The 26860-nt window shown below is 58.6% G+C and carries 27 protein-coding genes; 13 read left to right on the top strand and 14 right to left on the bottom strand.

Annotation, left to right across the window (positions count from 1 at the left end):
• The first annotated feature begins 10 nt into the window (after nt 1–10).
• Complete coding sequence (gene ubiB, locus EGT36_RS07900) at nt 11–1585, top strand: 2-polyprenylphenol 6-hydroxylase (RefSeq protein ID WP_004439518.1); 1575 nt, start codon at nt 11–13, stop codon at nt 1583–1585.
• A 161-nt stretch (nt 1586–1746) separates the two neighbouring features.
• Nucleotides 1747–2661: an ornithine lipid hydroxylase OlsE gene (olsE, locus tag EGT36_RS07895; RefSeq protein WP_004439516.1), complete on the top strand. Its 915-nt coding sequence runs from the start codon at nt 1747–1749 to the stop codon at nt 2659–2661.
• Nucleotides 2662–2669: 8 nt separating this feature from the next.
• On the opposite strand, the gene EGT36_RS07890 is transcribed toward olsE, so the two are convergent.
• The 3 genes from EGT36_RS07890 to EGT36_RS07880 form a co-directional block, all read right to left on the bottom strand.
• The gene (locus EGT36_RS07890) at nt 2670–3044 is read right to left on the bottom strand and encodes an MmcQ/YjbR family DNA-binding protein (RefSeq protein WP_004439515.1); all 375 of its coding nucleotides are present in this window, start codon (nt 3042–3044) and stop codon (nt 2670–2672) included.
• A complete protein-coding gene (gene coaBC, locus EGT36_RS07885) occupies nt 3041–4246 on the bottom strand; it encodes a bifunctional phosphopantothenoylcysteine decarboxylase/phosphopantothenate--cysteine ligase CoaBC (RefSeq protein WP_037089414.1) in 1206 nt (401 codons plus the stop codon). Before coaBC ends, EGT36_RS07890 begins: the two co-directional genes overlap by 4 nt.
• 171 nt (nt 4247–4417) lie before the next feature.
• Nucleotides 4418–6001: a peptide chain release factor 3 gene (locus tag EGT36_RS07880; RefSeq protein WP_022555492.1), complete on the bottom strand. Its 1584-nt coding sequence runs from the start codon at nt 5999–6001 to the stop codon at nt 4418–4420.
• A gap of 90 nt (nt 6002–6091) precedes the next feature.
• Here EGT36_RS07880 and dut point away from each other — a divergent pair, with 90 nt between their 5' ends.
• The 3 genes from dut (at nt 6092) to cysK (ending at nt 8376) form a co-directional block, all read left to right on the top strand.
• The gene (dut, locus tag EGT36_RS07875; RefSeq protein ID WP_004439510.1) at nt 6092–6562 is read left to right on the top strand and encodes a dUTP diphosphatase; all 471 of its coding nucleotides are present in this window, start codon (nt 6092–6094) and stop codon (nt 6560–6562) included.
• 86 nt (nt 6563–6648) lie between these two features.
• On the top strand, nt 6649–7266 hold the full coding sequence (locus EGT36_RS07870) for a LysE family translocator (protein ID WP_006699689.1): 618 nt from the start codon (nt 6649–6651) through the stop codon (nt 7264–7266).
• Between the two features lie 141 nt (nt 7267–7407).
• On the top strand, nt 7408–8376 hold the full coding sequence (gene cysK, locus EGT36_RS07865; RefSeq protein ID WP_006699690.1) for a cysteine synthase A: 969 nt from the start codon (nt 7408–7410) through the stop codon (nt 8374–8376).
• A gap of 202 nt (nt 8377–8578) precedes the next feature.
• Here cysK and EGT36_RS07860 read toward each other — a convergent pair whose 3' ends face one another.
• The 10 genes from EGT36_RS07860 to rsmI all read right to left on the bottom strand — a co-directional run bounded on the left by EGT36_RS07860 (nt 8579) and on the right by rsmI (nt 18407).
• Nucleotides 8579–10111 carry a YifB family Mg chelatase-like AAA ATPase gene (locus tag EGT36_RS07860; protein ID WP_125270229.1) on the bottom strand — a complete coding sequence of 511 codons (1533 nt, stop codon included), beginning with the start codon at nt 10109–10111 and terminating at the stop codon, nt 8579–8581.
• Between the two features lie 183 nt (nt 10112–10294).
• Complete coding sequence (gene gshB, locus EGT36_RS07855) at nt 10295–11254, bottom strand: glutathione synthase (RefSeq protein ID WP_037089416.1); 960 nt, start codon at nt 11252–11254, stop codon at nt 10295–10297.
• A 237-nt stretch (nt 11255–11491) separates the two neighbouring features.
• Nucleotides 11492–12004, bottom strand: a complete 513-nt coding sequence (locus EGT36_RS07850) for a cupin domain-containing protein (protein ID WP_037089417.1) — start codon at nt 12002–12004, stop codon at nt 11492–11494.
• 110 nt (nt 12005–12114) lie between these two features.
• The gene (locus tag EGT36_RS07845) at nt 12115–13215 is read right to left on the bottom strand and encodes a sn-glycerol-3-phosphate import ATP-binding protein UgpC (protein WP_037089418.1); all 1101 of its coding nucleotides are present in this window, start codon (nt 13213–13215) and stop codon (nt 12115–12117) included.
• A gap of 10 nt (nt 13216–13225) precedes the next feature.
• Entirely contained in the window at nt 13226–14068 is an 843-nt protein-coding gene (ugpE, locus tag EGT36_RS07840) for a sn-glycerol-3-phosphate ABC transporter permease UgpE (protein ID WP_004439496.1), read from the bottom strand.
• 11 nt (nt 14069–14079) lie between these two features.
• Nucleotides 14080–15048: an ABC transporter permease subunit gene (locus EGT36_RS07835; protein ID WP_020011090.1), complete on the bottom strand. Its 969-nt coding sequence runs from the start codon at nt 15046–15048 to the stop codon at nt 14080–14082.
• A gap of 82 nt (nt 15049–15130) precedes the next feature.
• Nucleotides 15131–16429, bottom strand: a complete 1299-nt coding sequence (locus tag EGT36_RS07830) for an extracellular solute-binding protein (RefSeq protein ID WP_022555483.1) — start codon at nt 16427–16429, stop codon at nt 15131–15133.
• A 107-nt stretch (nt 16430–16536) separates the two neighbouring features.
• Nucleotides 16537–17097: a sugar O-acetyltransferase gene (locus EGT36_RS07825; RefSeq protein ID WP_006699696.1), complete on the bottom strand. Its 561-nt coding sequence runs from the start codon at nt 17095–17097 to the stop codon at nt 16537–16539.
• A gap of 10 nt (nt 17098–17107) precedes the next feature.
• The gene (locus EGT36_RS07820; RefSeq protein WP_004439484.1) at nt 17108–17476 is read right to left on the bottom strand and encodes a YraN family protein; all 369 of its coding nucleotides are present in this window, start codon (nt 17474–17476) and stop codon (nt 17108–17110) included.
• On the bottom strand, nt 17466–18407 hold the full coding sequence (gene rsmI, locus EGT36_RS07815) for a 16S rRNA (cytidine(1402)-2'-O)-methyltransferase (protein ID WP_037089419.1): 942 nt from the start codon (nt 18405–18407) through the stop codon (nt 17466–17468). Before rsmI ends, EGT36_RS07820 begins: the two co-directional genes overlap by 11 nt.
• Nucleotides 18408–18672: 265 nt before the next feature.
• Between rsmI and dnaN the strand changes: the two genes are divergently transcribed.
• The 6 genes from dnaN to EGT36_RS07785 all read left to right on the top strand — a co-directional run bounded on the left by dnaN (nt 18673) and on the right by EGT36_RS07785 (nt 23391).
• On the top strand, nt 18673–19791 hold the full coding sequence (dnaN, locus tag EGT36_RS07810; RefSeq protein ID WP_006699698.1) for a DNA polymerase III subunit beta: 1119 nt from the start codon (nt 18673–18675) through the stop codon (nt 19789–19791).
• 194 nt (nt 19792–19985) lie between these two features.
• Nucleotides 19986–20579 (top strand): phospholipid N-methyltransferase PmtA, encoded by a 594-nt coding sequence (pmtA, locus tag EGT36_RS07805; protein WP_006699699.1) that lies wholly within the window; start codon nt 19986–19988, stop codon nt 20577–20579.
• Between the two features lie 94 nt (nt 20580–20673).
• Entirely contained in the window at nt 20674–21270 is a 597-nt protein-coding gene (locus EGT36_RS07800; protein ID WP_037089598.1) for a histidine phosphatase family protein, read from the top strand.
• Between the two features lie 4 nt (nt 21271–21274).
• Nucleotides 21275–21982 carry an orotidine-5'-phosphate decarboxylase gene (gene pyrF / locus EGT36_RS07795; protein WP_004439469.1) on the top strand — a complete coding sequence of 236 codons (708 nt, stop codon included), beginning with the start codon at nt 21275–21277 and terminating at the stop codon, nt 21980–21982.
• Nucleotides 21983–22002: 20 nt separating this feature from the next.
• A complete protein-coding gene (locus EGT36_RS07790; protein ID WP_037089421.1) occupies nt 22003–22290 on the top strand; it encodes a DUF1330 domain-containing protein in 288 nt (95 codons plus the stop codon).
• Between the two features lie 120 nt (nt 22291–22410).
• Entirely contained in the window at nt 22411–23391 is a 981-nt protein-coding gene (locus EGT36_RS07785) for a complex I NDUFA9 subunit family protein (protein WP_037089422.1), read from the top strand.
• 578 nt (nt 23392–23969) lie between these two features.
• Here the strand turns inward: EGT36_RS07785 and EGT36_RS07770 are convergent.
• A complete protein-coding gene (locus EGT36_RS07770) occupies nt 23970–24776 on the bottom strand; it encodes an undecaprenyl-diphosphate phosphatase (protein ID WP_037089424.1) in 807 nt (268 codons plus the stop codon).
• A 158-nt stretch (nt 24777–24934) separates the two neighbouring features.
• On the opposite strand from EGT36_RS07770, the gene EGT36_RS07765 reads away from it, so the two are divergent.
• Together EGT36_RS07765 and queG are read left to right on the top strand one after the other, a co-directional pair.
• The gene (locus tag EGT36_RS07765) at nt 24935–25627 is read left to right on the top strand and encodes a glutathione S-transferase family protein (RefSeq protein WP_006699702.1); all 693 of its coding nucleotides are present in this window, start codon (nt 24935–24937) and stop codon (nt 25625–25627) included.
• 78 nt (nt 25628–25705) lie between these two features.
• Nucleotides 25706–26857 carry a tRNA epoxyqueuosine(34) reductase QueG gene (queG, locus tag EGT36_RS07760; RefSeq protein ID WP_037089600.1) on the top strand — a complete coding sequence of 384 codons (1152 nt, stop codon included), beginning with the start codon at nt 25706–25708 and terminating at the stop codon, nt 26855–26857.
• Nucleotides 26858–26860: the final 3 nt, after the last annotated feature.

Genomic DNA, 26860 nt, shown 5'->3' with positions numbered 1-26860 from the left:
AAGCATAAGCATGAGCACTTTGGGCGCATATTTCCGCCTCGCAAGGGTTGGCTGGGTTCTCGTGCGCGAAGGCGTCGTGCTGGCCCTGCCGTCCGATGACCTGCCCGCTCCCGCGCAGGTGTTAAAGGCCCTGCTGAAGCCATTCGCCCGTAGCAAGGCGAAAAGAGCGCAGCGTAGCGATCGGCTGGCGGTGGCCGTCGAGCGGCTTGGACCGTCCTATGTGAAGATGGGTCAGTTTCTGGCCACCCGTCCGGATGTGGTGGGCGCGGAGTTCGCGGACGATCTCGCAAGCCTTCAGGACCGCATGGCCTTTTTCCCAGCCGCAGCCGCCAAAGCGAATATCGAGGGATCGCTCGGACGGCCAGTTTCGGAACTCTACAGGGAATTTGGCGACCCGATCGCCGCCGCCTCCATCGCCCAGGTCCATCCGGCGATTGTGGATACGCCAAAGGGGCCACGCAAGGTTGCCGTGAAGGTGATCCGTCCCGGCGTGCGACAACGCTTCCAGAACGATCTCGAGGCGATGTATCTGATCGCCGACCTGCAACAGCGCTTTGTCCGCTCGGCCCGTCGTCTGCGCCCAGTCGAAGTGACGCGCACGCTGGAGCAGACCACCAAGATCGAGATGGATCTGCGGCTTGAGGCCGCCGCCCTTTCCGAGCTTGCGGAAAACACCAGGCAAGATCCCGGTTTTCGTGTTCCCGAAGTCGACTGGGAACGCACCGGTCGTGACGTCGTCACCATGGAGTGGATCGACGGCGTCAAGATGTCGGACATTGAAGGCCTGAAGGCCGCCGGTCACGACCTGAACAAGCTCGCCGACACACTGATTCAGTCCTTCCTGCGGCACACCCTGCGCGACGGTTTTTTCCATGCCGACATGCATCCCGGCAATCTTTTCGTCGATCCGCAGGGCATGATAGTCGCGGTCGATATGGGCATCGCCGGACGGCTCGGGAAAAAGGAGCGGCGGTTTCTCGCTGAAATCCTCTACGGCTTCATCACGCGCGATTACATGCGGGTGGCGGAAGTACATTTTGAGGCCGGTTACGTGCCGGGCCATCACGACATAGCGAGTTTCGCGCAGGCGATCCGCGCCATCGGCGAGCCAATTCACGGCCAGCCGGCCGAGACGATCTCCATGGGCAAGCTCCTGACCCTTCTCTTTGAAGTCACTGAGCTTTTCGACATGGAAACCCGGCCGGAACTCGTGATGCTGCAAAAGACCATGGTGGTGGTGGAAGGCGTGTCGCGTATGCTCAATCCGCGCTTCAACATGTGGAAGGCGGCTGACCCTGTTGTCAGTGGCTGGATAAGGGACAATCTTGGCCCGAAACGTATCGTAACCGATCTAAAAGACGGCGTGAAGGCCGCCCTGAAGCTCGCCGAGGCAGCGCCGGAGATCGCCGCCAAGACGGAGAAGCTGCATTCCGAACTGATGTATATGAGCGAGCACGGCTTGCGTTTCGACGCCCAGACCGCAGAAGCCATCGGCAGGGCAGAAGCGCGCCATACCAGATGGGGGCGAATAGCGCTGTGGGTTATTGCGCTGACGCTTGTCTTTATTGCCATCAAGGTAAGCTGAACATCTCGGCACGTTTTCGTGCCATGTTTGTGTAACGTCTCGAGGTAATAAAGACCTAGCCTTTCCTCGGGTCAGGCAGTTGTGCGGGTAAAGGGCTGCTTTGAAGCTGCGATAGTGCGCGGGTGTTAGAGACGGATGATGCCGGACGGGATTTGATTGTGATGGCTAAAGCGCAGATACTGAAACAGACCCTCTCCTATTCCTCCTGGCCACTCGTCTTTGTTGGCGGCCTCGTGGGGTCATATTTCGCCTTCTCGAGCAGCCATCCGATCGCGGCGTTTCTCAGTGTCTATGCCTGCGCGGTTATCACTCTCTTTCTTCTCGAACGCTATATTCCCTATGAAGTCGAATGGCTCGAAGGGGATGGCGAGACAATGACGAGCATCGGCCACACGCTTTTAACCAAGGGGCTGGTGCAACTTGCCGCCGCAGCATCGGCCATCTTCCCGATGCTGGCCGCGAACGTGCTCCAGCCGCTCGCGGCAATGCGCTTTGACCTGTGGCCATCGCATCTGCCACTGGTGGTGCAGGTCTCGCTTGCGGTAACGATTGCCGAATTCGGTCTCTACTGGGCCCATCGCATCGCGCATGAAACCGTTTTTTTCTGGCGGTTCCATGCCCTGCATCACAGCGTCGTACGGCTATGGGTCGTCAATACCGGGCGGTTCCATGTGGCCGATTCCCTGTTCAAGATCGCGCTCAGCCAGATTCCGCTTTATTTCATGGGTGCGCCGCTGCAGGTGTTCTGGTGGCTGGGTGCTGTGACCGCATTCATCGGTATCTTGACCCATTGCAATGTCGACATGAAAACGGGTGTGCTCGACTATGTCTTCAGCACGCCGCGCCTACATCGTTGGCACCATTCAAAACAGCTTCCGGAAGGCAATACCAATTACGGCGAAAACCTCGTCATCTTCGATATTCTCTTTGGCTCCTACCATAACCCTGACCGACCCTCATCAACTGATATCGGCATCAAGGGTGAGATCGCCAAGGGCTTTTTGCCACAGCTCGTGCAGCCCTTCACCAAAGAAGGCGTCCGCCAGATCATCGGCAAGGACAAAAAGGTCAATTGAAGCGGAAATTATAGGGCGGGTGCGGGATCGATCACGATGCCCAGCTCGCCTCGCAGTTTTTTTGTCAGGCCGGCTGCCACAAGCTCATAGGAGCGGCGAACATAGTGCTCCACTTCTTCCCGTTCGAGCGGAGAATGATCGGCAATCGATATCCATTTGCGTTTGGCAAAATACGGCGCCTGGGCGATACCTTCGAGCGCAGTGAGGATTTCAAAGCTCTCCTCCGAGCATTTCACCACCAGCCGCCAGTCTTCCCGTTCGCCCAGCACGGCAAAGACCTTGTCGCCCACCTTGGCAACATGCGAATCCCATTGATCGACGAAACGCACGCCCGGCCATTCGCCAAGCATCCTGTCGAATGTCTTGCGATCAAAGATGGTCATGTGAGTTTCTCCGCGACAAAGGCTGCCAGACGTTTTGCCACTTCGGCCTTATCGAGATCCGGCCATGCCTCAACACCCTCAGCCGAAATGATTTTCACGCTGTTGCGGTCTCCACCCATGATTCCGGTTTGCGCCGAGACGTCGTTGGCGACGATGTAATCCGCGCCCTTGCGTTCCAGTTTGGCGCGACCGTTTTTTTCCACGTCCTGCGTTTCGGCAGCGAAGCCCACCACAAGCTTTGGACGGCTTTCATGGTGGCCGATGGTTTTGAGAATATCGGGATTTTCCGTCAGCTGGAGCGCCGGCGGCGCATCACCCGGCTGTTTCTTGATCTTTTGTTCTGATGAACCCGCCACCCGCCAGTCGGCGACGGCGGCAACCATGACGGCGATATCCGACGGCAGCCTTGAGATCACCGCGTCCCGCATTTCTTCAGCGCGCTCGACATGGATTACCGTCACACCGGCGGGATCAGCAATGGTCACCGGCCCGGAAACCAGCGTTACGTCTGCACCGAGTTCCGCGAGAGCCGCTGCAATCGCATGGCCCTGCTTGCCCGATGAACGGTTGGCGATGTAGCGCACGGGATCGATCGGCTCATGCGTAGGGCCGGAGGTCACGATCGCCGTCTTGCCCTTCAGGGGCTTCATCCCCCCATCCAGCAGCGCTTCAACGGCTTGGACGATCTGTAAAGGCTCCGCCATTCGGCCGAGACCTGCCTCCCCCTTCTCAGCCATCTCGCCGGCCATTGGTCCGACGAAAAACACACCGTCTTTCTTCAGCGTATCGACATTGCGCATTGTTGGCTTTGCCGACCACATTTTTGGGTTCATCGCCGGCGCAACCAGCACCTTGCGGTCGGTCGCAAGAAGGACCGCCGAAGCTAGATCATCGGCCAAACCATGTGCCATCTTCGCCATGAGATCGGCGGTGGCGGGCGCCACCAGCACGAGATCGCAATCGCGCGCCAGCCTGATATGACCGACATCCTGCTCGTCCTGCCGTGAAAAAAGCTCCGTGAAAACATGGGTGGCAGACAGCGCGCCGACGGCGAGCGGGGTGATAAATTCCTGCGCGCCTTTCGTCATGACAGGCGTAACCTTGGCGCCGCGCTCTTTCAGACGGCGGATGAGGTCGAGGCTCTTATAGGCCGCGATGCCGCCTGATATGATGAGGAGAATATGTTTGTCTGAAAGCGCCATGATGCCGGACCAGTTTCCCGTTTCAGCGGGAAACTAGAGCATTTTCAGTGAAAACGTAATCACCTTCAATGCTCTAGCTCTTTGTTTTTTCACATTTCTGGACGGAAAGACGCTTGCGCATTTTTCCTGAAATGCTCGGCCCTTGGCATACAAAGTGCAACCCGGCCGATATCACGCCGCCTTGGCGACGTGATATTCCTTGATCGCAACCATCTTGATCGCGGGGAAACGCTCGGATTCATAACGCAGCGAAAAGGCATCCTGCGCCAGAAATACCGGATCGCCATCCAGGTCGCGGGCGATATCGCCACGCTTGACGTTGAGGAACTTGTCCATTTCTGCCGGCTGATCGGACGAAATCCAGCGGCAGACCGAGAAGCGCGACATTTCGAAGGAAACCGGCAGGCCATATTCGCCCATCAGTCGTTCCTTCAACACGTCAAGCTGCAGCGCACCAACGACGCCGACGATGGCTGGCGAGCCGTCTTCCGGCGAAAAGAGCTGCACGACGCCCTCTTCGGCCATTTGCTGCAGGGCTTCCTTCAGCTTCTTCGCCTTCATCGCATCTTCCAGACGCACACGGCGCAGGATTTCCGGCGAGAAGTTCGGCACACCCTGGAACACGAGGTTTTCACCCTCGGTCAGCGTATCGCCGATGCGGAGCGTGCCGTGGTTCGGAATGCCGACCACATCACCTGCAAAGGCTGTGTCGGCCAGCTGGCGTTGCGAGGCGAAGAAGAATTGCGGCGCGGTGAGCCCCATCTGCTTGCCGGTGCGTGACAGGCGCGCCTTCATGCCGCGCTCCAGCTTGCCGGAGCAGATGCGGGCAAAGGCGATACGGTCGCGGTGGTTCGGGTCCATATTGGCCTGAATTTTGAAGACGAAGGCAGTCATTTTGTCTTCGGCCGCATGCACGGTGCGGGTATCCGCCACCTGATCGCGCGGTGGCGGTGCGAAATCGCCGAGCGCATTGATAAGGTCACGCACACCGAAATTGCGCAGCGCCGAACCGAAGAAGACCGGCGTCATATGACCTTCGAGGAAAGCCTGCCGATCGAAGGGACGGCAGGCTTCCATCGCCAGTTCCGTTTCTTCGATGAAAGCATCGCGCTCATTTTCCGGCAGTCGATCCGCCACCGCCTGCGGACCGTTAACCTTCATGGCCTCCACCTGCGTGTCGACGCCACGGAACGTGCTGTCGGCAAGATGATAGGCGCCGCAGAAGGTTTTGGCGCGGCCCACCGGCCAGGTGATCGGCGCCGTATCGAGCGCCAGCTTCTCCTCCACCTCGTCCAGTATCTCGAAGGGGTCGCGGCTTTCGCGGTCCATCTTGTTGATGAAGGTGATGATCGGAATATCGCGCATGCGGCAGACTTCGAACAGCTTCAGCGTGCGCGGCTCGATACCCTTGGCGGCGTCGATGACCATGATCGCCGCATCCACGGCCGTCAGCGTACGATAGGTGTCGTCGGCGAAATCTTCGTGGCCGGGCGTATCGAGGATGTTGAAGACGCGGTCATTATATTCGAAAGTCATGACCGAGGTGACGACCGAAATGCCGCGCTCGCGCTCGATCTTCATCCAGTCCGAACGGGTCTGGATGCGGTCCTTTTTCGCCTTCACTTCACCGGCAAGCTGGATCGCTCCGCCGAACAGCAGCAGCTTTTCGGTGAGCGTGGTTTTACCCGCGTCCGGGTGCGCGATAATAGCAAAGGTGCGGCGGCGGGAGACCGCCTCGGCAAGTGTTTCGGCCATCTGACAAATCCTGTGGAATTGCGGGGTATCTAGCGTTTCAGGCCCGGTTTTGCAATTGACCTTGCCGCGATCTCGGCAAACTAATGCCGCATGACCGTTCAAAACAACAATCTGCCTCCTCTTCGTCTCGCCCGCCTCGCCCACGGCGCGGGCCTTGAACTCCCCTCTTACGAGACCGGCGGCGCCGCCGGCATGGACCTGCGTGCAGCTGTGTCCGTGGGTGAGCCGTTGACCCTGAAACCCGGTGAACGGGCGCTGGTGCCGACCGGCTTCGTGTTCGAAGTTCCCGCCGGATATGAGGCGCAAATCCGCCCCCGCTCCGGCCTTGCCATCAAGAACGGCATCACCTGCCTCAATTCCCCGGGCACGGTGGACAGCGATTATCGCGGTGAGGTGAAAGTCATCCTCGCCAATCTCGGTCAGGACGATTTCGTCGTCGAGCGCGGCATGCGCATTGCGCAGATGGTCATCGCGCCCGTGACGCAGGTGACTGTTGTCGAAGTGATGGAAACTTCGCAGACGGCGCGTGGCGTCGGCGGTTTCGGCTCTACCGGCGTTTAGCGACACCCCTGGTGCAGAGGAGCGGACTGATTGTCTTTGCCCGGCATTTTCGCTATGGATCTGGCGGATTTTCAGGGAACACGATCATGACGCTGACCACCCTATTCGCTTATGCCACCGCCCTCTTCATCGCTGCCGCCATTCCCGGCCCCGGCATGACGGCAATCGTGGCGCGGGCGCTGGGTTCGGGCTTTCGGGAAACCTTTTTTATGGGTCTCGGGCTGGTGCTTGGCGACATGATCTATCTGACCGCTGTGATCCTGGGGCTGGCCTTCGTCGCGCAGACCTTTCAGGAGGCCTTCATGGTCCTGAAATTTGCAGGTGCGGCCTATCTTCTCTATATCGCCTGGAAGCTCTGGACCGCCGGTCTCTTGCCGCAGGACCTGAAGGCGAAGAAGAGCACCAGCATGTCCATGTCCTTCCTGTCCGGCCTGCTGATCACCCTCGGCAATCCAAAAACCATGCTTTTTTATGTGGCGCTCGTGCCGACGCTGATCGACATCCGCATGATCGGCCCTTCGGAATATGCGACGCTTCTTGCCATCACCTTTGTCGTGCTGATGGCGGTTCTCCTGCCTTACATCCTGCTTGCGGCCAAAGCGCGCAACCTCCTGAAAAGACCGAGCGCCCTGACAATTCTCAACCGCACCGCGGCGGGCATTCTGGCTGGAACAGCGACGATGATCGCTATCCGCAGCACGTAAAACAAATTCGTGCATTTCCGCGATCTGGCGTGAAATTATTCCCGCAATTCACGGATATTAGGACGAACGTTCGCTAGCTTGCGGAGGTTATTGCTCCTATTCTGCCGCTCAAATCTTGCGGTCTTTACACAGGAGAGCATCATGCCGGAAGCCAGAAAGCCCGGACGCGGACGCGTCTATTCCTCGATTACGGAAACAATCGGCGATACACCGATCGTGCGGCTCGACAAGCTGGCGAAGGAAAAAGGCGTGAAGGCCAATCTTCTTGCCAAGCTCGAATTTTTCAATCCCATCGCTTCGGTGAAGGACCGCATCGGCGTCGCCATGATTGAAGCTCTGGAAGCCCAGGGCAAGATTACGCCCGGAAAGACGACGCTGGTGGAACCGACCTCCGGTAATACGGGGATTGCGCTCGCCTTCGCTGCCGCCGCGAAAGGCTACAAGCTGATCCTGACCATGCCTGAAACCATGTCGGTCGAGCGTCGGAAAATGCTGGCTCTCCTGGGCGCGGAACTGGTGCTGACCGAAGGCCCGAAGGGCATGAAGGGCGCCATCGCCAAAGCGCAGGAACTGGCAGAAACCCTGCCTGACGCCATCATTCCGCAGCAGTTTGAAAACCCCGCCAATCCGGAGATCCACCGCAAGACGACGGCTGAAGAAATCTGGAACGACACCGAAGGCACGGTTGATATTCTGGTCTCGGGTATCGGCACCGGCGGCACGATCACCGGCACGGGTCAGGTTCTGAAATCCCGCAAGCCCGAGGTGAAGGTGATTGCGGTGGAGCCCGCCGACAGCCCCGTTCTTTCCGGTGGCAACCCCGGCCCCCACAAAATTCAGGGCATCGGCGCCGGTTTTGCCCCCGCCATTCTCGACACCGGCATTTATGACGAGATCGTAACCGTCACCAATGATGAGGCTTTCGAAACCGCACGTCTGGCGGCGAGGCTGGAAGGCGTGCCCGTTGGCATCTCCTCGGGTGCGGCGCTGGCGGCGGCAATCAAGGTCGGTGCGCGTGAGGAAAATGCCGGCAAGAACATTGTCATCATCATTCCCTCCTTCGCGGAACGTTATCTTTCGACAGCACTTTTCGAAGGGCTTGGGCTCTAGCCCCTTCTCGGCACCCGGTTGCGGAAGAGCGAATATTTGACGTGCCGCCGGTTTGCCGGCGGCACTTCTGTTTCAAGGCCCCCTCATTCGGCCCATCACCTACCGAGCTGTCCAAACAGCATTTTTACCCGTCATTCCCGGAACCACCTGATTGACCGGCAGGCATAAGCGTCCTTCCCAGACAAAGTGCCCGTAGCTGGTTTTACGCCGCGGCGGTTAGCCTTTCGCCGGCGATACGATAGGACACTGCTTCGGCAATATGGATACGCCCAACCGTTTGTCTGCCATCCAGATCCGCCAGGGTGCGGGCCACCTTGAGAATGCGATGGTAACCGCGCGCTGAAAACTTCATGCGCTCCGCCGCATCACGGAGCAATTGCAGCCCGGACTGGTCCGGTTCGGCGTATTTTTCGATCATTGCTGTCGTGCAGCGGGCGTTGGTGCGGATGGCAGGGAAGCCCGCTGTCGCATAACGTTCCTGCTGGGCAAGGCGCGCTTCGGCGACGCGCGCCGCAACCACGGCGCTCGGTTCGGCCGTCACGGGCCGAATGAGATCGGCGGCGGAAACGGCGGGAACGTCGATACGAATGTCGATGCGATCGAGCAGCGGGCCGGAAATGCGAGCCTGATAGTCTGCCACACAACGTGGGCCTCTGGCACAGGTAAAACCCGGCTCTCCCGCCATACCGCACCGGCAGGGATTCATTGCCGCGACAAGCTGGATTTGCGCGGGATAGCTGACACGGTGATTGGCACGCGCAATAATGCATTCGCCGGTTTCGAGCGGCTGACGCAGGGCATCCAGCACCTGCGGCGAAAATTCCGGGAATTCATCCAGAAAAAGAACGCCATGGTGAGCAAGCGAAGCCTCGCCCGGTTTGGCCCGCAGCCCGCCGCCGATCAGGGCCGCCATGGTGGCGGAATGATGCGGCGTGCGGAAGGGCCTGCGATCCGAAAGCTTGCCACCCGACAATTGGCCGGCAATGGAATGTACCATGGACACTTCCAGCAGTTCTGCCGCCTCCAGCGGCGGCAGGATCGAAGGCAAGCGGGCGGCGAGCATGGATTTTCCCGAGCCGGGCGGGCCGACCATCAGCAGATTATGGCCGCCGGCGGCTGCCACCTCCAGCGCCCGCCGGGCGCTCTCCTGCCCCTTTATGTCAGCTAGATCAGGCAGATTGACCGGATTGGCGCGAATGGCGGGCGTCGGGCGCGAGAGAATCTGCGTGCCACGAAAGTGATTAGCGAGCGCAATCAGGCTGCGCGGGGCAAGAATATCGATCCCGGCTCCGGCCCATGCCGCCTCCGGGCCGCAATCAGCCGGGCAAATCAGTCCCTTTCCAAGCGCATTGGCCCCGATCGCTGCCGGAAGCGCGCCCGCAACCAAGCCGATAGTACCATCGAGATTGAGTTCGCCAAGGACCACGTAACGCCCCAGCGCGTCGGCCGGTATGGCTCCCAAGGCGGCCATGAGGCCAAGGGCAATGGGAAGATCGAAATGCGATCCTTCCTTTGGCAGATCGGCAGGGGCAAGATTGACCGTGACCTTCTTTGCCGGCAGCGCCAAGCCTGAGGCATGTAATGCCGCCTGCACGCGCTCCCGGCTTTCGGCGACGGCTTTATCCGGCAGACCGACAATCTGGATGCCGACCCTTCCCGGTGCGACCATGACCTGCACCTCAACAGGCACACCCTCTATGCCCTGAAATGCCACCGTATTGACCCGTGCCACCATGGCCTGCCCCCGCAAACCGCCGCGCTTTCAGAGCCTTATGCTCTATCCACGACCATTGCCAAGCAACGTGCCACAGGTCAAAGAATAAAACAAGAACATCCAGCGAACAATTTATCGCATCCGCTGTGTTTTAGTTGTATCGAGTTGTATAGCCGGAACAAACCGAGAGCGATTTATGTCTCGTCAAATATCCTGAGCTTCGCGCTTTTTCTCGATGGCGTCCCACAGCAGGCTCGCCACATCGGCGCCGCCGAATTTCCGCACCTCTCGAATGCCGGTCGGCGAGGTAACGTTGATTTCGGTGAGGTAATCGCCAATGACATCAATTCCAACGAACAGGAAACCACGCTCGCGCAGGGCGGGGCCGATACGGCGGCAGATTTCCTTTTCGCGCGCGGTCAGTTCCGTAGGCTCAGGCCGGCCGCCAGCGTGCATGTTGGAACGGGCATCGTTTTCCGCTGGAACGCGGTTGATCGCACCCACCGGCTCTCCATCCACCAGCAGGATGCGTTTATCGCCCTTGCGGACGTCGGGCAGATATTCCTGAGCAATGTAAGGTTCGCGGAACATCTGATCGAACATTTCCAGCAGCGAGGAGAAATTGCGGTCGTCCCGCGCTGAATGAAAGACGCCCGCACCGCCATTGCCATAAAGCGGCTTGAGAATGATATCGCCCATTTCGTTACGGAAGCGCGCGATTTCCGCGACATCCTTCGTGATCAGCGTCTTCGGCATGAGATCCGCGAATTCAGTGACGAAGATCTTCTCCGGCGAATTGCGCACCCAGGCGGGATCATTGACCACCAGGGTCTTCGGATGAATGCGCTCCAGCAGATGGGTGGAGGTAATATAGGCCATGTCGAATGGTGGATCCTGACGCAGATGGATGACATCCATCGTGGACAGATCAACGCGCTCCGGTTCGGAAAGCGAGAAATGGTCACCCTTGATGTCGCGCAGCTCCATCTGCTCGACGGTCGCGTAAATCTTGCCATCGCGCATGGAAAGGCGGTCGGGCGTGTAATGGAACAGCCGATATCCACGCGCCTGCGCTTCAAGGCTCATAGCGAAGGTGGAATCACCGCCGATGTTGATGCCGGAGACATGATCCATCTGGATCGCGACGTTCTTGATCTTCGCCATGCGCATGTTCCTCTCGCAGCATACGGACGCCTGCGATCCGCTATGCCGTGTCTCATCTTTCAAGCGTTCCGGCAGGACCGGAAGAGACCCGGAAATGCTTCAGAAAACTTGAAAGATGTAGGGCAGCGACCATTCAAACGCAACTGCTGCGAGCCGTGGTTTCTGTGAGTTTTATTGAACCTTCATAATTCCCACGGCGAAGGCACACCCGCGCCCGCCAACGGCATGGGCGACGGCTCAGGCTGCCAGCTTGTAGGAGCGACCGGCGAACAGCTTGTTCTTGACGCGATAGGCAAATGCCAGCGCCGTGGGGAACGGACGACGCATGAAGGCAACCTTGCGCACATAATGATCAACACGCCAGGTGGCCCATGTTCCGGCCCTGAAATAAGCGACGTCACCGACCCGCAGGATGCTGACCGAGCCGTCCTCGGCCGTCACATGCACCTCGCCTTCCAGAATATAGACGGTCTCATCCCAGCCGAAGAACCAGCGGAATTCGCCTGCAGTGCAATCCCACATGGCAGTGCTTGAGGCACGGTCGCCGCTTCGGGAATGATCCGCAGCACGTGCCTGCGGGTTGCCGGTAATGATCCATTCAGGATTGATAGGCGCCGGCTGAAGCCGCAGATCGGTGCAGGATGCGCTGACCACGGCATCGTCTTTTTTCCGACGCAGATAGGCCGGCAATATCGGCACCGTACGGATAGCCATGGTTGCGGCCGCCGCGAACATCATTTTGAACGACATATGAGAAAACCCCCGTGAAATATTGGAGGCCTTTTATCATCGGGATCGTAACAAACCAGTTTTGACAATCGGCGCAATTTTAGCCATCGCGCCGATTTCAGGTGACGAACTCAGGCCGTCGCCAGTTGAGCGTCCTGCAACACCGTCTGTTCCGCTCTGCTGGCGATACGCTTGCCAGTTTCGCTGGCGAAGAAGTGCAATTTTTCCGGAGCAATCGTCACCGAAAGCGCGGACGGAACCTCGACGTCAGCCGGAAAGGCCACGGTCAGGCTCTGATCGCCGATCATGCCGTGTATAAGGCGTTGCGAACCCAACTCCTCAATATAATCCACCCGAAGTGCGAAACCCTGGGCGTCAGCAGCAGCGAGACGAAAATCTTCCGCCCGCATTCCAACAGTCACCGGGCCGGACGTGGGGGCGAAGCCATTGAGCGCAAACAGCGACGGCCCGATGGCAAGGCTATCGCCGTGCAATTCGGCGCTGAGAAGATTCATGGCCGGAGAGCCGATGAAACTTGCGACGAAGGTTGAGGCAGGCGTGTGATAGACATCCAGCGGCGCACCGATCTGCTCGATACGGCCGCCATTCAGCACGACGAGACGGTCGGCCAGCGTCATGGCTTCCAACTGGTCATGGGTAACGTAGATCGATGTCGTGCCTAGACGTTTTTGCAGCCGCTTGATTTCGCCGCGCATGGAAACACGCAGCTTGGCATCGAGATTGGACAGGGGTTCGTCGAACAGAAAGGCAGCAGGCTTGCGAACGATCGCGCGCCCCATGGCGACGCGCTGCCGCTGACCACCGGAAAGGGCGCGTGGCTTGCGGTCCAGATAGGGTTCGAGTTGCAGCATACGCGCCGCTTCAGCCACACGGGCGTCAATTTCCGCCTTGGGTGTCCTGCGGTTCTTCAGCCCGTACTCCAGGTTCTCGCGTACCGACATATGCGGGTAAAGCGCGTAGTTCTGGAAGACCATGGCGATATCGCGGTCGGCCGGATCGGTCTGGTTGACCACCCGGTCGCCGATCTTCACCGTGCCTTCTGAAATATCCTCAAGCCCGGCGACCATACGCAAAAGCGTGGACTTGCCGCAGCCGGAGGGACCGACGAGAACGATGAACTCGCCGTCCTTGATGTCGATATCGACATAATGCACGGCGCGCACGCCGCCATGATAATCCTTGCAGACCTGACTGATTTCTATCGCGGCCATTTCGGTCTCCTTATTTATCGCTCTCGGTCAGGCCCTTGATGAACCAGCGCTGGAAAATAACGACGATCAGCACGGGTGGCAGCATGGCCAGCACGGCGAGCGCGAAAGCTTCGTTGTAATCGGGGATTTGCGAACCGACCCAGACCTGCAGGATCGACTTGATGCCACGCATCAGGGTGAAGAAACTCTCATCCGTCGTCATCAGCATGGGCCAGAGATACTGATTCCAGCCATAGACGAACATGATGATGAAGATCGCCGCCATCATGGTGCGCGACAGCGGAATGAGAACGTCGACGAAAAATTTCACTGGCCCCGCACCATCGATACGGGCAGCCTCCAGCAGCTCCTCAGGCACGGATTTGAAGAACTGCCGGAAATAGAAGGTGCCCGTCGCCGAAGCGAGAAGCGGCACGATCAGACCGGTATAGGAGTTCAACAGTCCGAGTTTGCTCATTACCTCGTAGGACGGCATGATGCGCACTTCGAGCGGCAGAAGCAGCGTGGTGAAAATGATCCAGAAAGCGAGCGTCGCAAAACGGAAGCGGAAATAGACGATCGCATAGGCCGCTGTCATCGACAGGACGATTTTGCCGACGGCAAAGCCGATGCCGAGGATCAGCGAATTCAACACCATGTTCAGGCCTGTAACCTGTCCGGTGAAACCACCCTTCTGGGTAAGAACCTTCTCATAGGTCTCGATGAAATTGTCGCCGGGAATGATCGCAAGGCCGCTGCGGTGAATTTCAGCCGCCGTGTGGGTGGACGTCATGAAGGCCACGACAACAGGCAGGATCAGAAACAATGCGCCAATGATCAGCACCAGATGATCGAGGGGTTTGGTCTTGTACATAGTCTTTTCCCTCAATTGTAATGGATACGCTTCTCAATGAAGCGGAACTGGATGATGGTGAGGACGAAAACGACCAGCATGAGGATGACGGACTGCGCCGAGGAACCGCCGATGTCATTGCCGCGGAAACCGTCGAGGAACACCTTGTAGACCAGCGTAATCGGGTTGTTGGCGGCCTTATCCTTCACCATCACGTCAATAACGCCGAAGGTGTCGAAGAGCGCATAGGTGATGTTGATGATCAGCAGAAAGAAGGCCGTGGGCGCCAGGAGCGGCATGATGACGGTCCAGAACCGGCGGAAGCCCGAGCGGCAATCGATGGACGCGGCTTCCCGCACGGAGACCGGAACGCCCTGGAGACCGGAGAGGAAGAAGATGAAGTTGTAAGGAATCTGCTTCCAGACCGCGACAACGATCATGGCAAAGGCCGTATCGAAATAATTGAGGCCGACCTTCATGTCCCAGCCGAGAAACGCGGCCATCTTCACGAAGGGGCCGATATGCTGGTCGAAAAACATCATGCCGATAAGGCCGGCGACCGGCGGCGCAATGGCGTAAACGGAAATCAGCAGCGTCTTGTATGTCGAACTGCCGCGAATGACCGCATCCGCCTTGACGGCGAGCAGCAGGCCGAGCGCCAGCGAAAAGAAGGTGACGAGCACGGTGAAGACTACCGTGAATTTCGCGATGCTGAGATATTCGGGGCTGAAGATCGCATCCGAATAATTGGCGAGTCCAACGAAGGAAGCGCCGAACCCGAACGGGTCTTCGATATAGAAAGACGAATGGATGGCCTGAACGGATGGCCAATAGAAGAAAATGAAAATCACCGCAAGCTGCGGTGCCAGAAACAGATAGGGCACAAAGGACGAAGAGAACTGCACGCGCTTCATGCCGGCTTCTGCGGGCTTGGCGGGTTTTCCAGCCTTTGCGGACCGACCGGAGAAAAACCGGCGCGGTTGAGACGATGTATAGGCCACGCTTGCGCCTCCTTATCCAGAAGTGAGCCTCCCTTCCGTCAGAAAGGAGGCTCGACAAGATCAACGGTTTCGAAGAGATCGATCAGCCGGCCGTCTTCGCGAAGCGGGCCAGAAGGTCGTTGCCTTCCTTCTCGATGATTTCGAAAGCAGCCTTCGGCGTGACTTCGCCGGAGAAGATGCGGTTATATTCGCGTTCCATCACGGCGCGGATCTGCGGGTAGAAGCCGAGGCGATAACCCTTGGACCAGTCGCCACCCTGCAGTGACAGCTGCTGGATGCCGACTTCGGCGACCGGCTTTTCCTTGTAGTAGCCTTCAGCCTTGGCCTTTTCATAAGCGGCCTTGGTGATGGCGACGTAACCGGTTGCCTTGTGATAGAAGACCTGGATTTCCGGCGAGGTCAGGAACTGGAAGAAGTCGGCCACGCATTTGTTTTCGGCTTCGGACTTGCCCGACATTGCAAAGAGGGCGGCGCCGCCGATGAAGGAGTTGGTGCCCGCGCCCTTGATGGAGCCCCAGTAAGGGAGGAAAGTTGCCGAGAATGGCATTGTGGCCGTCTTCTGGAGGCCGCCGAAGGAACCCGACGAACCGATCCAGAGTGCTACCTTACCTTCTTCGAAGGGCTTCTGGTTGTCGTTCCAGCCGGCGCCGTAATAGGCAAACAGGCCCTTGTCCTTCCAGTCCTTCAGCTTCTCGAACATCATGACGAGGTTCGGGTCGGTGACCTTGAGCTTGGTGTCGGTGACGCTGTCGTAACCATTGTTGTTCGTGGCGAACTGGATGTTGTTACGCGAGAAGAAGTTCTCCGTGAACTGCCAGGTCAGCTGCGACTGGACGAGCGGAATATAGCCGGCTTCCTTCAGCTTCGGCGCGACCTTTTCAAAGTCTTCCCAGGTCTTCGGAGCTTCGACGCCGGCCTTCTTCAGGGCCTCGTCGTTGATGTACATGATGGGAGCGGAGGAATTGAACGGCATGCCAACGAACTTGCCGTCAGCGGCAGCGTAGAAGTAGCGCACGCCGTTGATAAAGGCGTCGCGATCGAACTTGTAACCGGCCTTGGTGATCAGGTCTTCGGCAGGAATGACCGCGCCCTTGGCGTTGATGATGGTGGCAGCACCTGCATCGAAAACCTGAAGAATGTTCGGCTGTTCGCCCGAACGGAAAGCTGCGATGCCACTGGCGAGAGCTTCTTCATAGGAGCCCTTGGAAACCGGCGTCAGCGCGCATTCTTTCTGGGCTTCGTTGAATTTCTGGGCGACTTCGTTGATGACTTCGCCGTTACGGCCGCCCATGCCATGCCACCAGGTGATGTTGGTCGCAGCCATGGAAGAGGTCGCGGAGATGCTGACAGCCACAGCGGCCATGGAAATCTTCTTGAACATATCAAATCCTCTCCACCATTTATTGGGGTGAGGATGCGAATAGAGAGGTTCAATGACGCCTCTTTGACAGTTCCATGTCAGATTTATTACAGCGGCGGATGAAAATCTCAGTCGGATATGCGTTTCAGGGGCCGCGCCGGGTTCCCGACCACCGTCACGCCTGCAGCGACGTCGCGTGTGACGACCGAACCGGCACCGACAATCGCACCGTCACCCACTGTCACACCCGCAAGCAGAATCGCTCCGCCGCCGATCCAGACGTCGCGACCGATGGCCACGGGTTTTGCGATTTCAATGCCTTGGGCACGCGGCACCGGGTCGAGATGGTGTTCCGCACAGTAAATCTGCACCGCAGGCCCCAGCATCGCGCCGTCGCCTATCGTTACCTTAGCGGAATCGAGAATGGTGCAGCCCGCGTTGAGATATACATTTTTTCCGAGCGTGATGTTGAAGCCGTAAGCGCAATGAAACGGCGCTTCGAGAAACGCGCCTTCCCCGACGGAATTAAACAGCGCGCGCAGCAGCGGTGCAATTGCCCCGCGCTCATCCGGCGGCATCGTATTGTGCTGGTGGACGGCCCCTCGTGCGCGCCGGCGCAATATATCCAGCTCGCCATCCATGCAGCTGTACCATTCGCCCGCGGCCATTTTTTCACGCTCGGTGGACATCGTCTCCCCTTCAAAAGGCATCGATAAAATGCTGCGGCAGACCTCGCGGCAGAATGGCGACGATATCGAAGCGCAGTGAAAGCCGCCCGGCATCGCCGTGGCGGGCCAGCCACAGGTCCGCAGCCGCCCGGATGCGTTGCTGCGAATGAAAGCCGACGGCATCGATCGCGCTGATGCCGGACGGCCGGGCCTTGACCTCCACAAACGCGACGACGTCCGCCTTGCGGGCGACAAGGTCAATCTCCCCCAGCCGGGTGCGATAACGAATGGCGAGAATGCGATATCCCTTCAGCAGCAGAAAAAGTGCCGCCCAATATTCCGCAGCATGACCACGCCGCTCGGCTTTTCGCCTTTTATCGTTTCGCCAGTTAGCGGCCATCCGCTTCCTTCATGTCCAGCAGCCTTTGATAAAGCTCCTTGCGCGGCAGGCCCGTCAGCTTCGCCGCTTCGCCTGCAGCCCTTGCAGCGGGCATGGTGGCAATCAGATCCTTCAGCAGTTTCTCGACATCCTCGATATCGGGAATCTCGTCATAGGAAGGCGGCTCCACCAGAAGCACGATCTCGCCCTTCACCACACGGTCACCGTCATAGTAATCCGCAAGCTCACCGAGCGTGCCGCGGCGGAATTCCTCGAACGTCTTGGTCAGCTCGCGGCAGACCACGGCACGGCGCTCACGGCCAAGCACTTCCGATGCGACCTTGATGGAAGCGCTGATGCGATGCGGTGATTCAAAAAAAATGAGGGTCGCGGGGACTTTCGCCAGTTCGGCAAAACGGTCGCGCTTGCCGCGGTCCTTTACCGGCAGGAAACCAGCAAACAGGAAGGCGTCACTTGGCATGCCCGAACCGACCAGCGCGGCTAACGGCGCCGAGGCGCCCGGCACCGGCACGACGCGATGCCCGGCCTCGAGTGCAAGCTGGCCAAGCCGGTAACCGGGATCGGAAACAAGCGGCGTTCCCGCATCCGACACCAGCGCCACGGATTTTCCTGCTTCCAGCGCCGCGATGAGCTTTGGCCCCACTTCGTTCGAATTGTGCTCGTGATACGCAAACGGACGGGTACGGATACCGTAACGCTCGAGCAGGATGCGCGTGACGCGGGTATCCTCGCAGGCGAGAACATCAGCAGAAGCCAGCGTCTCCAGCGCGCGAATGGTGATGTCGCCCAGATTGCCGATGGGGGTGGCGACGAGATAAAGCGCGCACTCCAGCGGACGCGCGGGAATTGTGGCAGCCCCGATCCTGAATTCCTTCACCGCCTGCCTGGCGTCAATCTTCGATGTTTCTTCCGTCACACGGCTTCCAATCATTCTTGCCGATCATTTCCGGCCGGTCGCTCCAGTTATTCCTCTTTATGGGCAATTGAAAACCGGCGAACAAGGGCAACAGGCGGCGCCAGCCTGTGGATCATGTTGTATAGCAGCAAAATGACCCGCGGCAGACGAACTCGGCTCTTGCATTCTCCGCAATAACTCTGCCATTTTGCCCGTCCACATTATCCGGCATTTGCCGGTGAAGACTCTTCTTGCCGATCCGGCGGTGGCCGGTTCGCAACGGTTGAAAGCGGTAGTGTCCATGCGTATTACTCTTGAGCGGTCGAACCTTCTGAAATCGCTGAACCACGTCCACCGGGTCGTCGAGCGTCGCAACACGATCCCGATCCTGTCGAACGTTCTGCTGCGCGCTTCCGGCGCCAATCTTGACATGAAGGCGACCGACCTCGATCTCGAAATCACCGAAGCGACCCCGGCCATGGTGGAGCAGGCGGGCGCCACCACCGTGCCGGCACACCTGCTCTATGAAATCGTGCGCAAGCTGCCGGATGGTTCCGAGGTGCTTTTGGCGACCAATCCGGACGGTTCCTCCATGACCGTTGCGTCCGGCCGCTCGAAATTCTCGCTGCAATGCCTGCCCGAGGCGGATTTCCCTGACCTGACCGCCGGCACCTTCAGCCACACCTTCAAGCTGAAGGCGACCGATCTGAAGATGTTGATCGACCGCACGCAATTCGCGATTTCGACTGAAGAGACACGTTATTACCTGAACGGCATTTTCTTCCACACCATCGAAAGCAATGGCGAGCTGAAGCTGCGCGCTGTCGCAACCGATGGTCACCGTCTGGCACGCGCCGATGTGGACGCGCCGTCCGGTTCCGAAGGCATGCCTGGCATCATCATTCCGCGCAAGACTGTCGGTGAATTGCAGAAGCTGATGGACAACCCCGAGCTTGAAGTCACCGTCGAAGTCTCGGATGCGAAAATCCGCCTGACCATCGGCTCGGTCGTTCTGACCTCGAAGCTGATCGATGGGACTTTCCCGGATTACCAGCGCGTGATCCCCACCGGCAACGACAAGGAAATGCGGGTCGACTGCCAGTCTTTCGCCCAGGCTGTCGATCGCGTTTCGACCATTTCGTCCGAACGTGGCCGCGCCGTGAAACTCGCCCTCACCAATGGACAGCTCACTCTTACCGTCAACAATCCCGATTCGGGCAGCGCGACGGAAGAAGTTGCCGTCGGCTATGACAATGATTCGATGGAAATCGGCTTCAACGCGAAATATCTGCTCGACATCACCTCACAGCTTTCCGGTGACGACGCGATTTTCCTTCTGGCAGATGCAGGGTCGCCGACGCTGGTTCGTGACACCGCCGGCGACGATGCCCTGTATGTTTTGATGCCGATGCGCGTGTGAGTACGCTGATTTCTTTCCATTTTAGCCAAAACGCCGGTGGATCGCTCCGCCGGCGTTTTTTTATTCGATTATCGTCACCTTGGACCCGGAGGCGAATTTTCCCAGTTGCGACATTTTGCCTTGTTTTTGCGCCAAATGGGATCAACATTGCGTAACTGTTTTTTGACAATGACCAAATGCATCTGAGGGGAATTATGGCACTTAACCTGAAGCAACGCCTTGAACAGAAATTCGAGGAAGAAATCCGCTTTTTCAAGGGCATGGTCAGCCAGCCGAAAAAAGTCGGCGCCATCGTACCGACATCGGCCATCACAGCGAAAAAGATGGCGAGTGTCATCAATCCCCATTCCGGCCTGCCGGTTCTTGAACTCGGCCCAGGCACGGGTGTCATCACCAAGGCCATCCTGGCGCGCGGCATCAAGCCGGAGAATTTGACCGCCATCGAATATTCGACCGATTTCTATAATCAGCTGCTCAAAAGCTACCCCGGCGTCAACTTCGTCAATGGGGATGCCTTCGATCTCGATGCGACGCTCGGCGAACACGGGCATCAGATGTTCGACAGTGTCATTTCAGCCGTGCCCATGCTGAATTTTCCGATGGCCGCCCGCATCAAGCTTCTCGACGAATTGCTGAAGCGCGTGCCGCATGGCCGCCCCGTGGTGCAGATATCCTATGGCCCGATCTCGCCGATCGTCGCACAGCCGCATCTTTACCACATTCGTCATTTCGATTTCATCGTGCGCAATATTCCGCCGGCGCAACTGTGGACCTATACTCGGGCCTGACGTCCGGCAGATCGAGAAAATCCGTCATTTCCCGGTCGTAGCGCATGGTTAGGGTGTCGATGCCCTTTCCATGGCCTTTTGGGGACCGATTGCCGTGCATGCTCTCTACATTACCCACCCCCAGGTCAGTATAGATCCGGCTGTTCCCGTTCCTCAATGGGGGCTTTCGGAAAGAGGTGCCGAGCGGGCGCGAGAGGCAGGCCGCCTGCCTTGGGCGCTGGCATTGCGCCATATCGTTTGCAGCGCCGAGACGAAGGCGGTTGAAACCGCCCGTATCCTTGCCGAGACATCCGGAGCGGAGATAGAAATCGTCGAGGAGATGCATGAAAACGACCGGTCCTCCATCGGTTTCCTGACGCCACCGGAATTCGAGAAGGCGGCGGACTGGTTCTTCGCTCACCCGCAGGAAAGTTTTCGCGGCTGGGAGCGGGCAATCGATGCGCAGGCGCGGATTGTCAATGCCGTCAGAGCTCTTCTTGACCGGCACGATACACATCGGCCTATCGCCTTTGTCGGCCATGGCGGTGTGGGCACACTTCTGAAATGCCATATAGAAGGCCGCCGCATCAGCCGCAGCGAGGACCAGCCACCCGGCGGCGGCAATCTCTTTCGCTTCTCCATCGCCGACTTTTCACTTGCAGCCGCCTCCCCCGCATGCGACTGGACGGCAATGGAAACATGGCAGGGATAAGACAATGACCGCGCGCGAAAAACTCATCGTCGGGCTCGATGTTCCGACTGTGCAGCAGGCCGAAGACATCGTTTCAAAAATCGGCGACGAGGTTCTTTTCTACAAGATCGGTTATCAGCTCGTCTTCGCCGGCGGTCTGGAATTCGCGCGCGACCTTGTCCAAAGCGGCAAGAAGGTCTTCCTCGACATGAAGCTGCTCGATATCGACAACACCGTCGCCTCCGGTGTCGAAAACATCGCCCGGATGGGCATGTCGATGCTGACGCTGCATGCATATCCCAAAGCCATGCGTGCTGCCGTCAAGGCGGCGGAAGGTTCCGGCCTCTGCCTGCTCGGTGTCACGGTGCTGACGTCGATGGATGACAGCGATCTGGCCGAAGCCGGTTACGCCGCGGATGCCCGTTCGCTGGTGCTGCGCCGCGCGGAACAGGCGCGCGAGGCGGGCATGGGCGGCATCGTCTGCTCGGCGGAAGAATCGACCGCCGTGCGCGAAATCCTCGGCCCCGATCTTGCGGTCGTTACCCCCGGCATTCGCCCCGCGGGCGCCGATCTCGGCGATCAGAAACGGGTGATGACGCCTTACGACGCCATCAAGGCGGGTTCGAGCCATCTGGTTGTCGCCCGACCGATCGTCAGGGCGGAAGATCCGAAAGCGGCGGCCCGCGCCATTCTCGATGACATGCTGCGCGCCAGCTTTCCAGCCAATCAATAATGACGACAGGAGGAGATGAAATGGCGAAGGGATATTGGATCGCCCGCGTCGATGTTCGCGACAGCGAGCGTTACAAGGACTACGTCTCAACGGCAAGACCCGCCTTCGAGCGGTTCGGTGCGAATTTCCTCGCTCGTGGCGGTGCTTTGACCGAGCTTGAGGGCAAGGCACGGGCGCGCAACGTCGTCATCGAGTTTCCTTCGGTGCAACACGCCATCGATTGCTATAATTCCCCCGAATACCAGGCAGCCGCCAAAATCCGCCAGGAAGTCGCGGATGCGGAAATGGTGATCGTCGAGGGAATTTGACGGTCGTCAACCCTATGTCCCAAACCCGCCTCTCCCCGGCGAGAACATCTCTTCCCGTGCGCGCGGCTTTGGGCTAAGAGACTGAAAAACGCTTTATCGACAGCTTCTGAGGAGCCTCCCATGACCTTGGCCAACCTTCCACCCCTCGTCACCGTATTCGGCGGTTCGGGTTTTGTCGGGCGGCATGTGGTGAGACTGCTCGCCAAGCGCGGTTATCGCATTCGTGTCGCCGTGCGCCGACCCGATCTCGCCGGCTTTTTGCAGCCGCTTGGCAATGTCGGCCAGATTTCCTTTGCGCAGGCCAACCTGCGTTACCGCGATTCCGTCGTCAAAGCCGTGGAAGATGCGGATCATGTGGTCAATTGCGTCGGCATCCTGACCGAAAGTGGCCGCAACACCTTTGACGCCGTGCAGGAATTCGGCGCGAAAGCCATCGCCGAGGCCGCCCGCGATGCCGGCGCCACGCTGACGCATATTTCCGCCATCGGCGCGGAAGCCGGTTCGTCCACGGGTTACGGCCGCACCAAGGGCCGCGCCGAAGCTGCTATCCATTCTGTTCTGCCCGCCGCCGTTATCCTGCGTCCTTCGATCATCTTCGGACCGGAAGATGATTTCTTCAACAAGTTCGCGAAGATGGCCCGCGGCATGCCCTTCCTGCCGTTGATCGGTGGCGGAAAAACCAGGTTCCAGCCGGTTTATGTCGAGGATGTCGCGGAGGCCGTCGCCCGTAGCGTTGACGGCAAGCTGAAACCCGGCGCCATCTATGAGCTCGGCGGCCAGGATGTGATGACGTTCCGCGACTGTCTTGAGGCCGTTCTTGCCGCCACCTATCGCGAACGTCCGTTCGTCAATCTGCCTTTCGGCGTTGCCTCGATGATCGGCAAGGTTGCTTCAATGGTGCCGCTGATCACGCCACCGCTGACATCCGATCAGGTAACCATGCTGAAAAAGGACAACGTCGTTTCCGCCGAGGCGGAAAAAAACGGCCTGACGCTGGAAGGCATCGGCATTACGCCCGTTCGTGTTGCGTCTGTTCTGCCGTCCTACATGGTGCAATATCGCCCGCACGGCCAGTTCTCGAATGCGGGCAAGGCGGCCTGAGCTCTGCCGCCATGCGGCACCTACTAGAAAGGCGGGACTTGTTCCCGCTTTTTTTGTGCATTCTTCATCGCAACCAAACCGCTTTCGGTGCATTTCTCCTTAGATAACGGGGAGGAGACGACATCAATATCGGAGCGGGCGAGCCGCTGGAAAAGGTTAACGGCGGAAAGGTCTCCGCAGGCAAGCGTGGCACAAGCGCAACTGTGGAAAAGACTTCGCATTAACCCGGTATTCAACAAGCTGCTTTATTGATATTCGCCACATTCCAAACATATCCCGAACCCTCAATTCACACACGGCGGCACGATCCGCGCGAACGAACGTCTGAAAGGCAATCATAAAATGGGCAGATCTATCGCACTCTTTTTTGCGTGTGCGGCTTTGGTGGTTCTGGCGGGTTCATTCATGGCACCGGGCACGGTTGCAGCGGGCAAGAGCGGTTGTGCTCCGGCTTATGGCGTGGACCCCTGTGCGACGGCTTCGATCAGCACCAACTGACCAGCCTTTAGAAGTTTAAAAAAAAGCGCCGCCGGTTTTCCGGGGCGCTTTTTCTTTTTCAGTCCATATAAATTAAAGCCTCAGCCCAGGACCAGAAGCGCGATAAGTCCCAGAGACCCGATGGCGATGCGCCACCAGGCGAAGGGCGCGAAGCCCCGTCGCGAGACGAAATCCAGGAGCGAGCGAACGACAAATAGACCCGAGACGAAAGCGGCGATGAAGCCGACGGCGATCAGAGCGCCGTCATCGAAACTCAGGGCATCGCGGTTCTTGTAAAGATCGAGCGTAAACGCGCCGAGCATGGTCGGCATCGCCAGGAAGAACGAAAATTCGGCGGCGGAGCGCTTGTCCGTGCCCATCAGCAACGAGCCGACGATCGTGGCACCGGAACGCGATGTGCCGGGAATCATCGCGAGGCACTGGAAGAGGCCGATCTTGAATGCAAGCGATGGCGGATAATCCATGATGTCGGTATATTTCGGATTTAGCGGCATGCGGTCGACGGCAAGCAAAATGACCCCGCCGATGATCAGCACCACGCAGATGAGCATGGGCGTTTCAAACAGCACGGTCTTGATGAAGTCATGCGCCAAGGCGCCGATGATGGCCGCCGGCAGGAAGGCGAGAGCGACGGCCAGCACGAAGCGGCGCGCTTTCGCGCTTGTCGGCAGAGCGAGCGCTATCGATACAAGCTTTTGGAAATAAACAAGAAGTATCGCAAGGATCGCACCGAGCTGGATGAGAACCGCAAAGGTGTTGCCGGGTGATTTGAAGCCGAGGAAGTGCCCTGCCAGCAGCACATGCGCCGTTGACGAAACGGGAATGAACTCCGTCAGACCCTCGATGATACCCAGCAGAAGCGCGCTGATGATCGATTGGTCACCCATGAGGAATCCTTCTTTTCAGGGGGAAGTGGCAATGGAAGGCAATTCCGTTAAACTTGTTTTAAAGTAGCCAAGCTCTTATAGCGTCTTGATGAAGCGAAACTGAAAAAGTTTTCCGGCAGATGCCGATCATGACAACCAATCGTAAAAATTGAGTACCGATGCCAACTCTCTATCACTCTCCGATGTCGACCGCATCCCGGTTCGTTCGTCTGATCCTTGCGGAATACGGGTTCCAGACCGATCTCGTGGAGGAGCAACCGTGGGAAAGGCGGCGGGAGTTTCTGGCGCTCAATCCGGCCGGCACCCTGCCGGTCTATCTCGACGACAATATGCGCTCCCTCAGCGGGCCCTACGTGCTTGCGGAATTTCTCGATGAAACCCATGGGGTTTTGAAGCGTGACAGGCGTCTTCTGGCGGAAGACCCGTTTCAGCGGGCGGAAATTCGCCGCCTGACGGAATGGTTTCTGCAGAAGATGGAAAATGACGTGACCCGGCCGCTGGTACGGGAGCGTGTTTACAAATTGCAGATGACGACCGCGCAAGGCGGCGGCCCGCCGGATTCCAAATTGCTGCGCACAGCCCGCAACAATATCCGCCAGCACATAAAGTATCTGGAATGGCTGGCCGGTTCGCGCACATGGCTGGCGGGTGATCGGCTGAGCTATGCCGATCTTGCCGCCGCAGCCGCGGTTTCGGTTCTGGATTATCTCGGCGAGATCAACTGGCTCGAGGCGCCCATCGCTAAGGAATGGTACCAGCGGGTGAAATCCCGTCCGTCCTTCCGGCCGTTCCTGAGCGAGCGTATTCCGCGCCTCGCCCCCTCCTCCCATTATGCCGATCTGGACTTTTAAGTTCAGCCTTTCGGTTATTTGCTGCGGCCCGGGACTGCGCCTATATATGACGCGCAACAACCCGCAGGAGAGACTACCATCGACGTTGCCGACGAGAAGCAGCGGATACGCGCGCGCAAACTGACGGATTTCATTCGTCAGGAAGCCCTTTCGCTTGGCTTCGATCTATGTCGCGTCACAGCGCCGGACAGCATTCCGCTCGCACCGGAACGGCTGAGAGAATTTCTCGGCAAAGGTTATCACGGCACGATGGCGTGGATGGAAGAAACCGAGGCCCGGCGGGCGGAGCCGAAAACGCTGTGGAGCGATGTACGCTCCATCGTCATGTTCGGCCTCAATTATGGTCCCGACGAAGACCCACGCAATCTGCTCTCGAAACCGGACAAGGCAGCCATTTCGGTCTATGCCCGCAATCGCGATTACCACGACGTCATCAAGGGGCGGCTGAAGGAAATCGCCACGCGCTTTGCCGCACGCGCCGGCGAGGATGTGAAGGTCTTCGTCGACACCGCCCCGGTGATGGAAAAACCGCTCGCCGCCGCCGCCGGTCTCGGCTGGCAGGGCAAACACACCAACCTCGTCAGCCGCAGCCATGGTTCCTGGCTGTTCCTCGGCAGCATGTTCACCACCGCTGATCTCTGTCTCGATGAGGCCGAGAAGGATCATTGCGGCTCCTGCCGGGCCTGTCTTGATGCCTGTCCAACGGCGGCCTTTCCCGCCCCCTATCAACTCGACGCCCGTCGCTGCATCTCCTATCTCACCATCGAACACAAGGGGCCAATTCCGCATGAGTTCCGGCCGATGATGGGCAATCGCATCTACGGCTGTGACGATTGCCTCGCCGCCTGCCCATGGAACAAGTTCGCGGCCAGCGCCTCGGAAATGAAATTGCAGGCGCGCGAGGATCTGAAAGAACCGTCCATCGATTTCCTCCTGACATTGGATGATGCTGCCTTCCGCAGCTTTTTCAGTGGCTCTCCCGTCAAACGCATCGGCCGTAGCCGATTTATCCGCAATGTGCTGATTGCGGCCGGCAACTCCGGAAACCGGCAGTTCGTGGAACGATGCAAAGCTCTTGCCGAAACGGACCCTTCGCCGGAGGTACGCGGTATGGCCGCATGGGCTTTATCGCGGCTTATGGACAGAGGAGAATTCCGTACATACTCTGCCACGCGCGCACCGGAGACTGATCCGGAGGCGGAAATGGAATGGCAATTGGCAGAGGCGTGAACC

Origin of the sequence: Agrobacterium sp. FDAARGOS_525, from assembly GCF_003938925.1 — a bacterium.
Lineage (GTDB): Bacteria > Pseudomonadota > Alphaproteobacteria > Rhizobiales > Rhizobiaceae > Agrobacterium > Agrobacterium pusense.
Note: the sequence above shows the minus strand (reverse complement) of the source record. Positions and strands in the feature narration are given on the sequence as shown.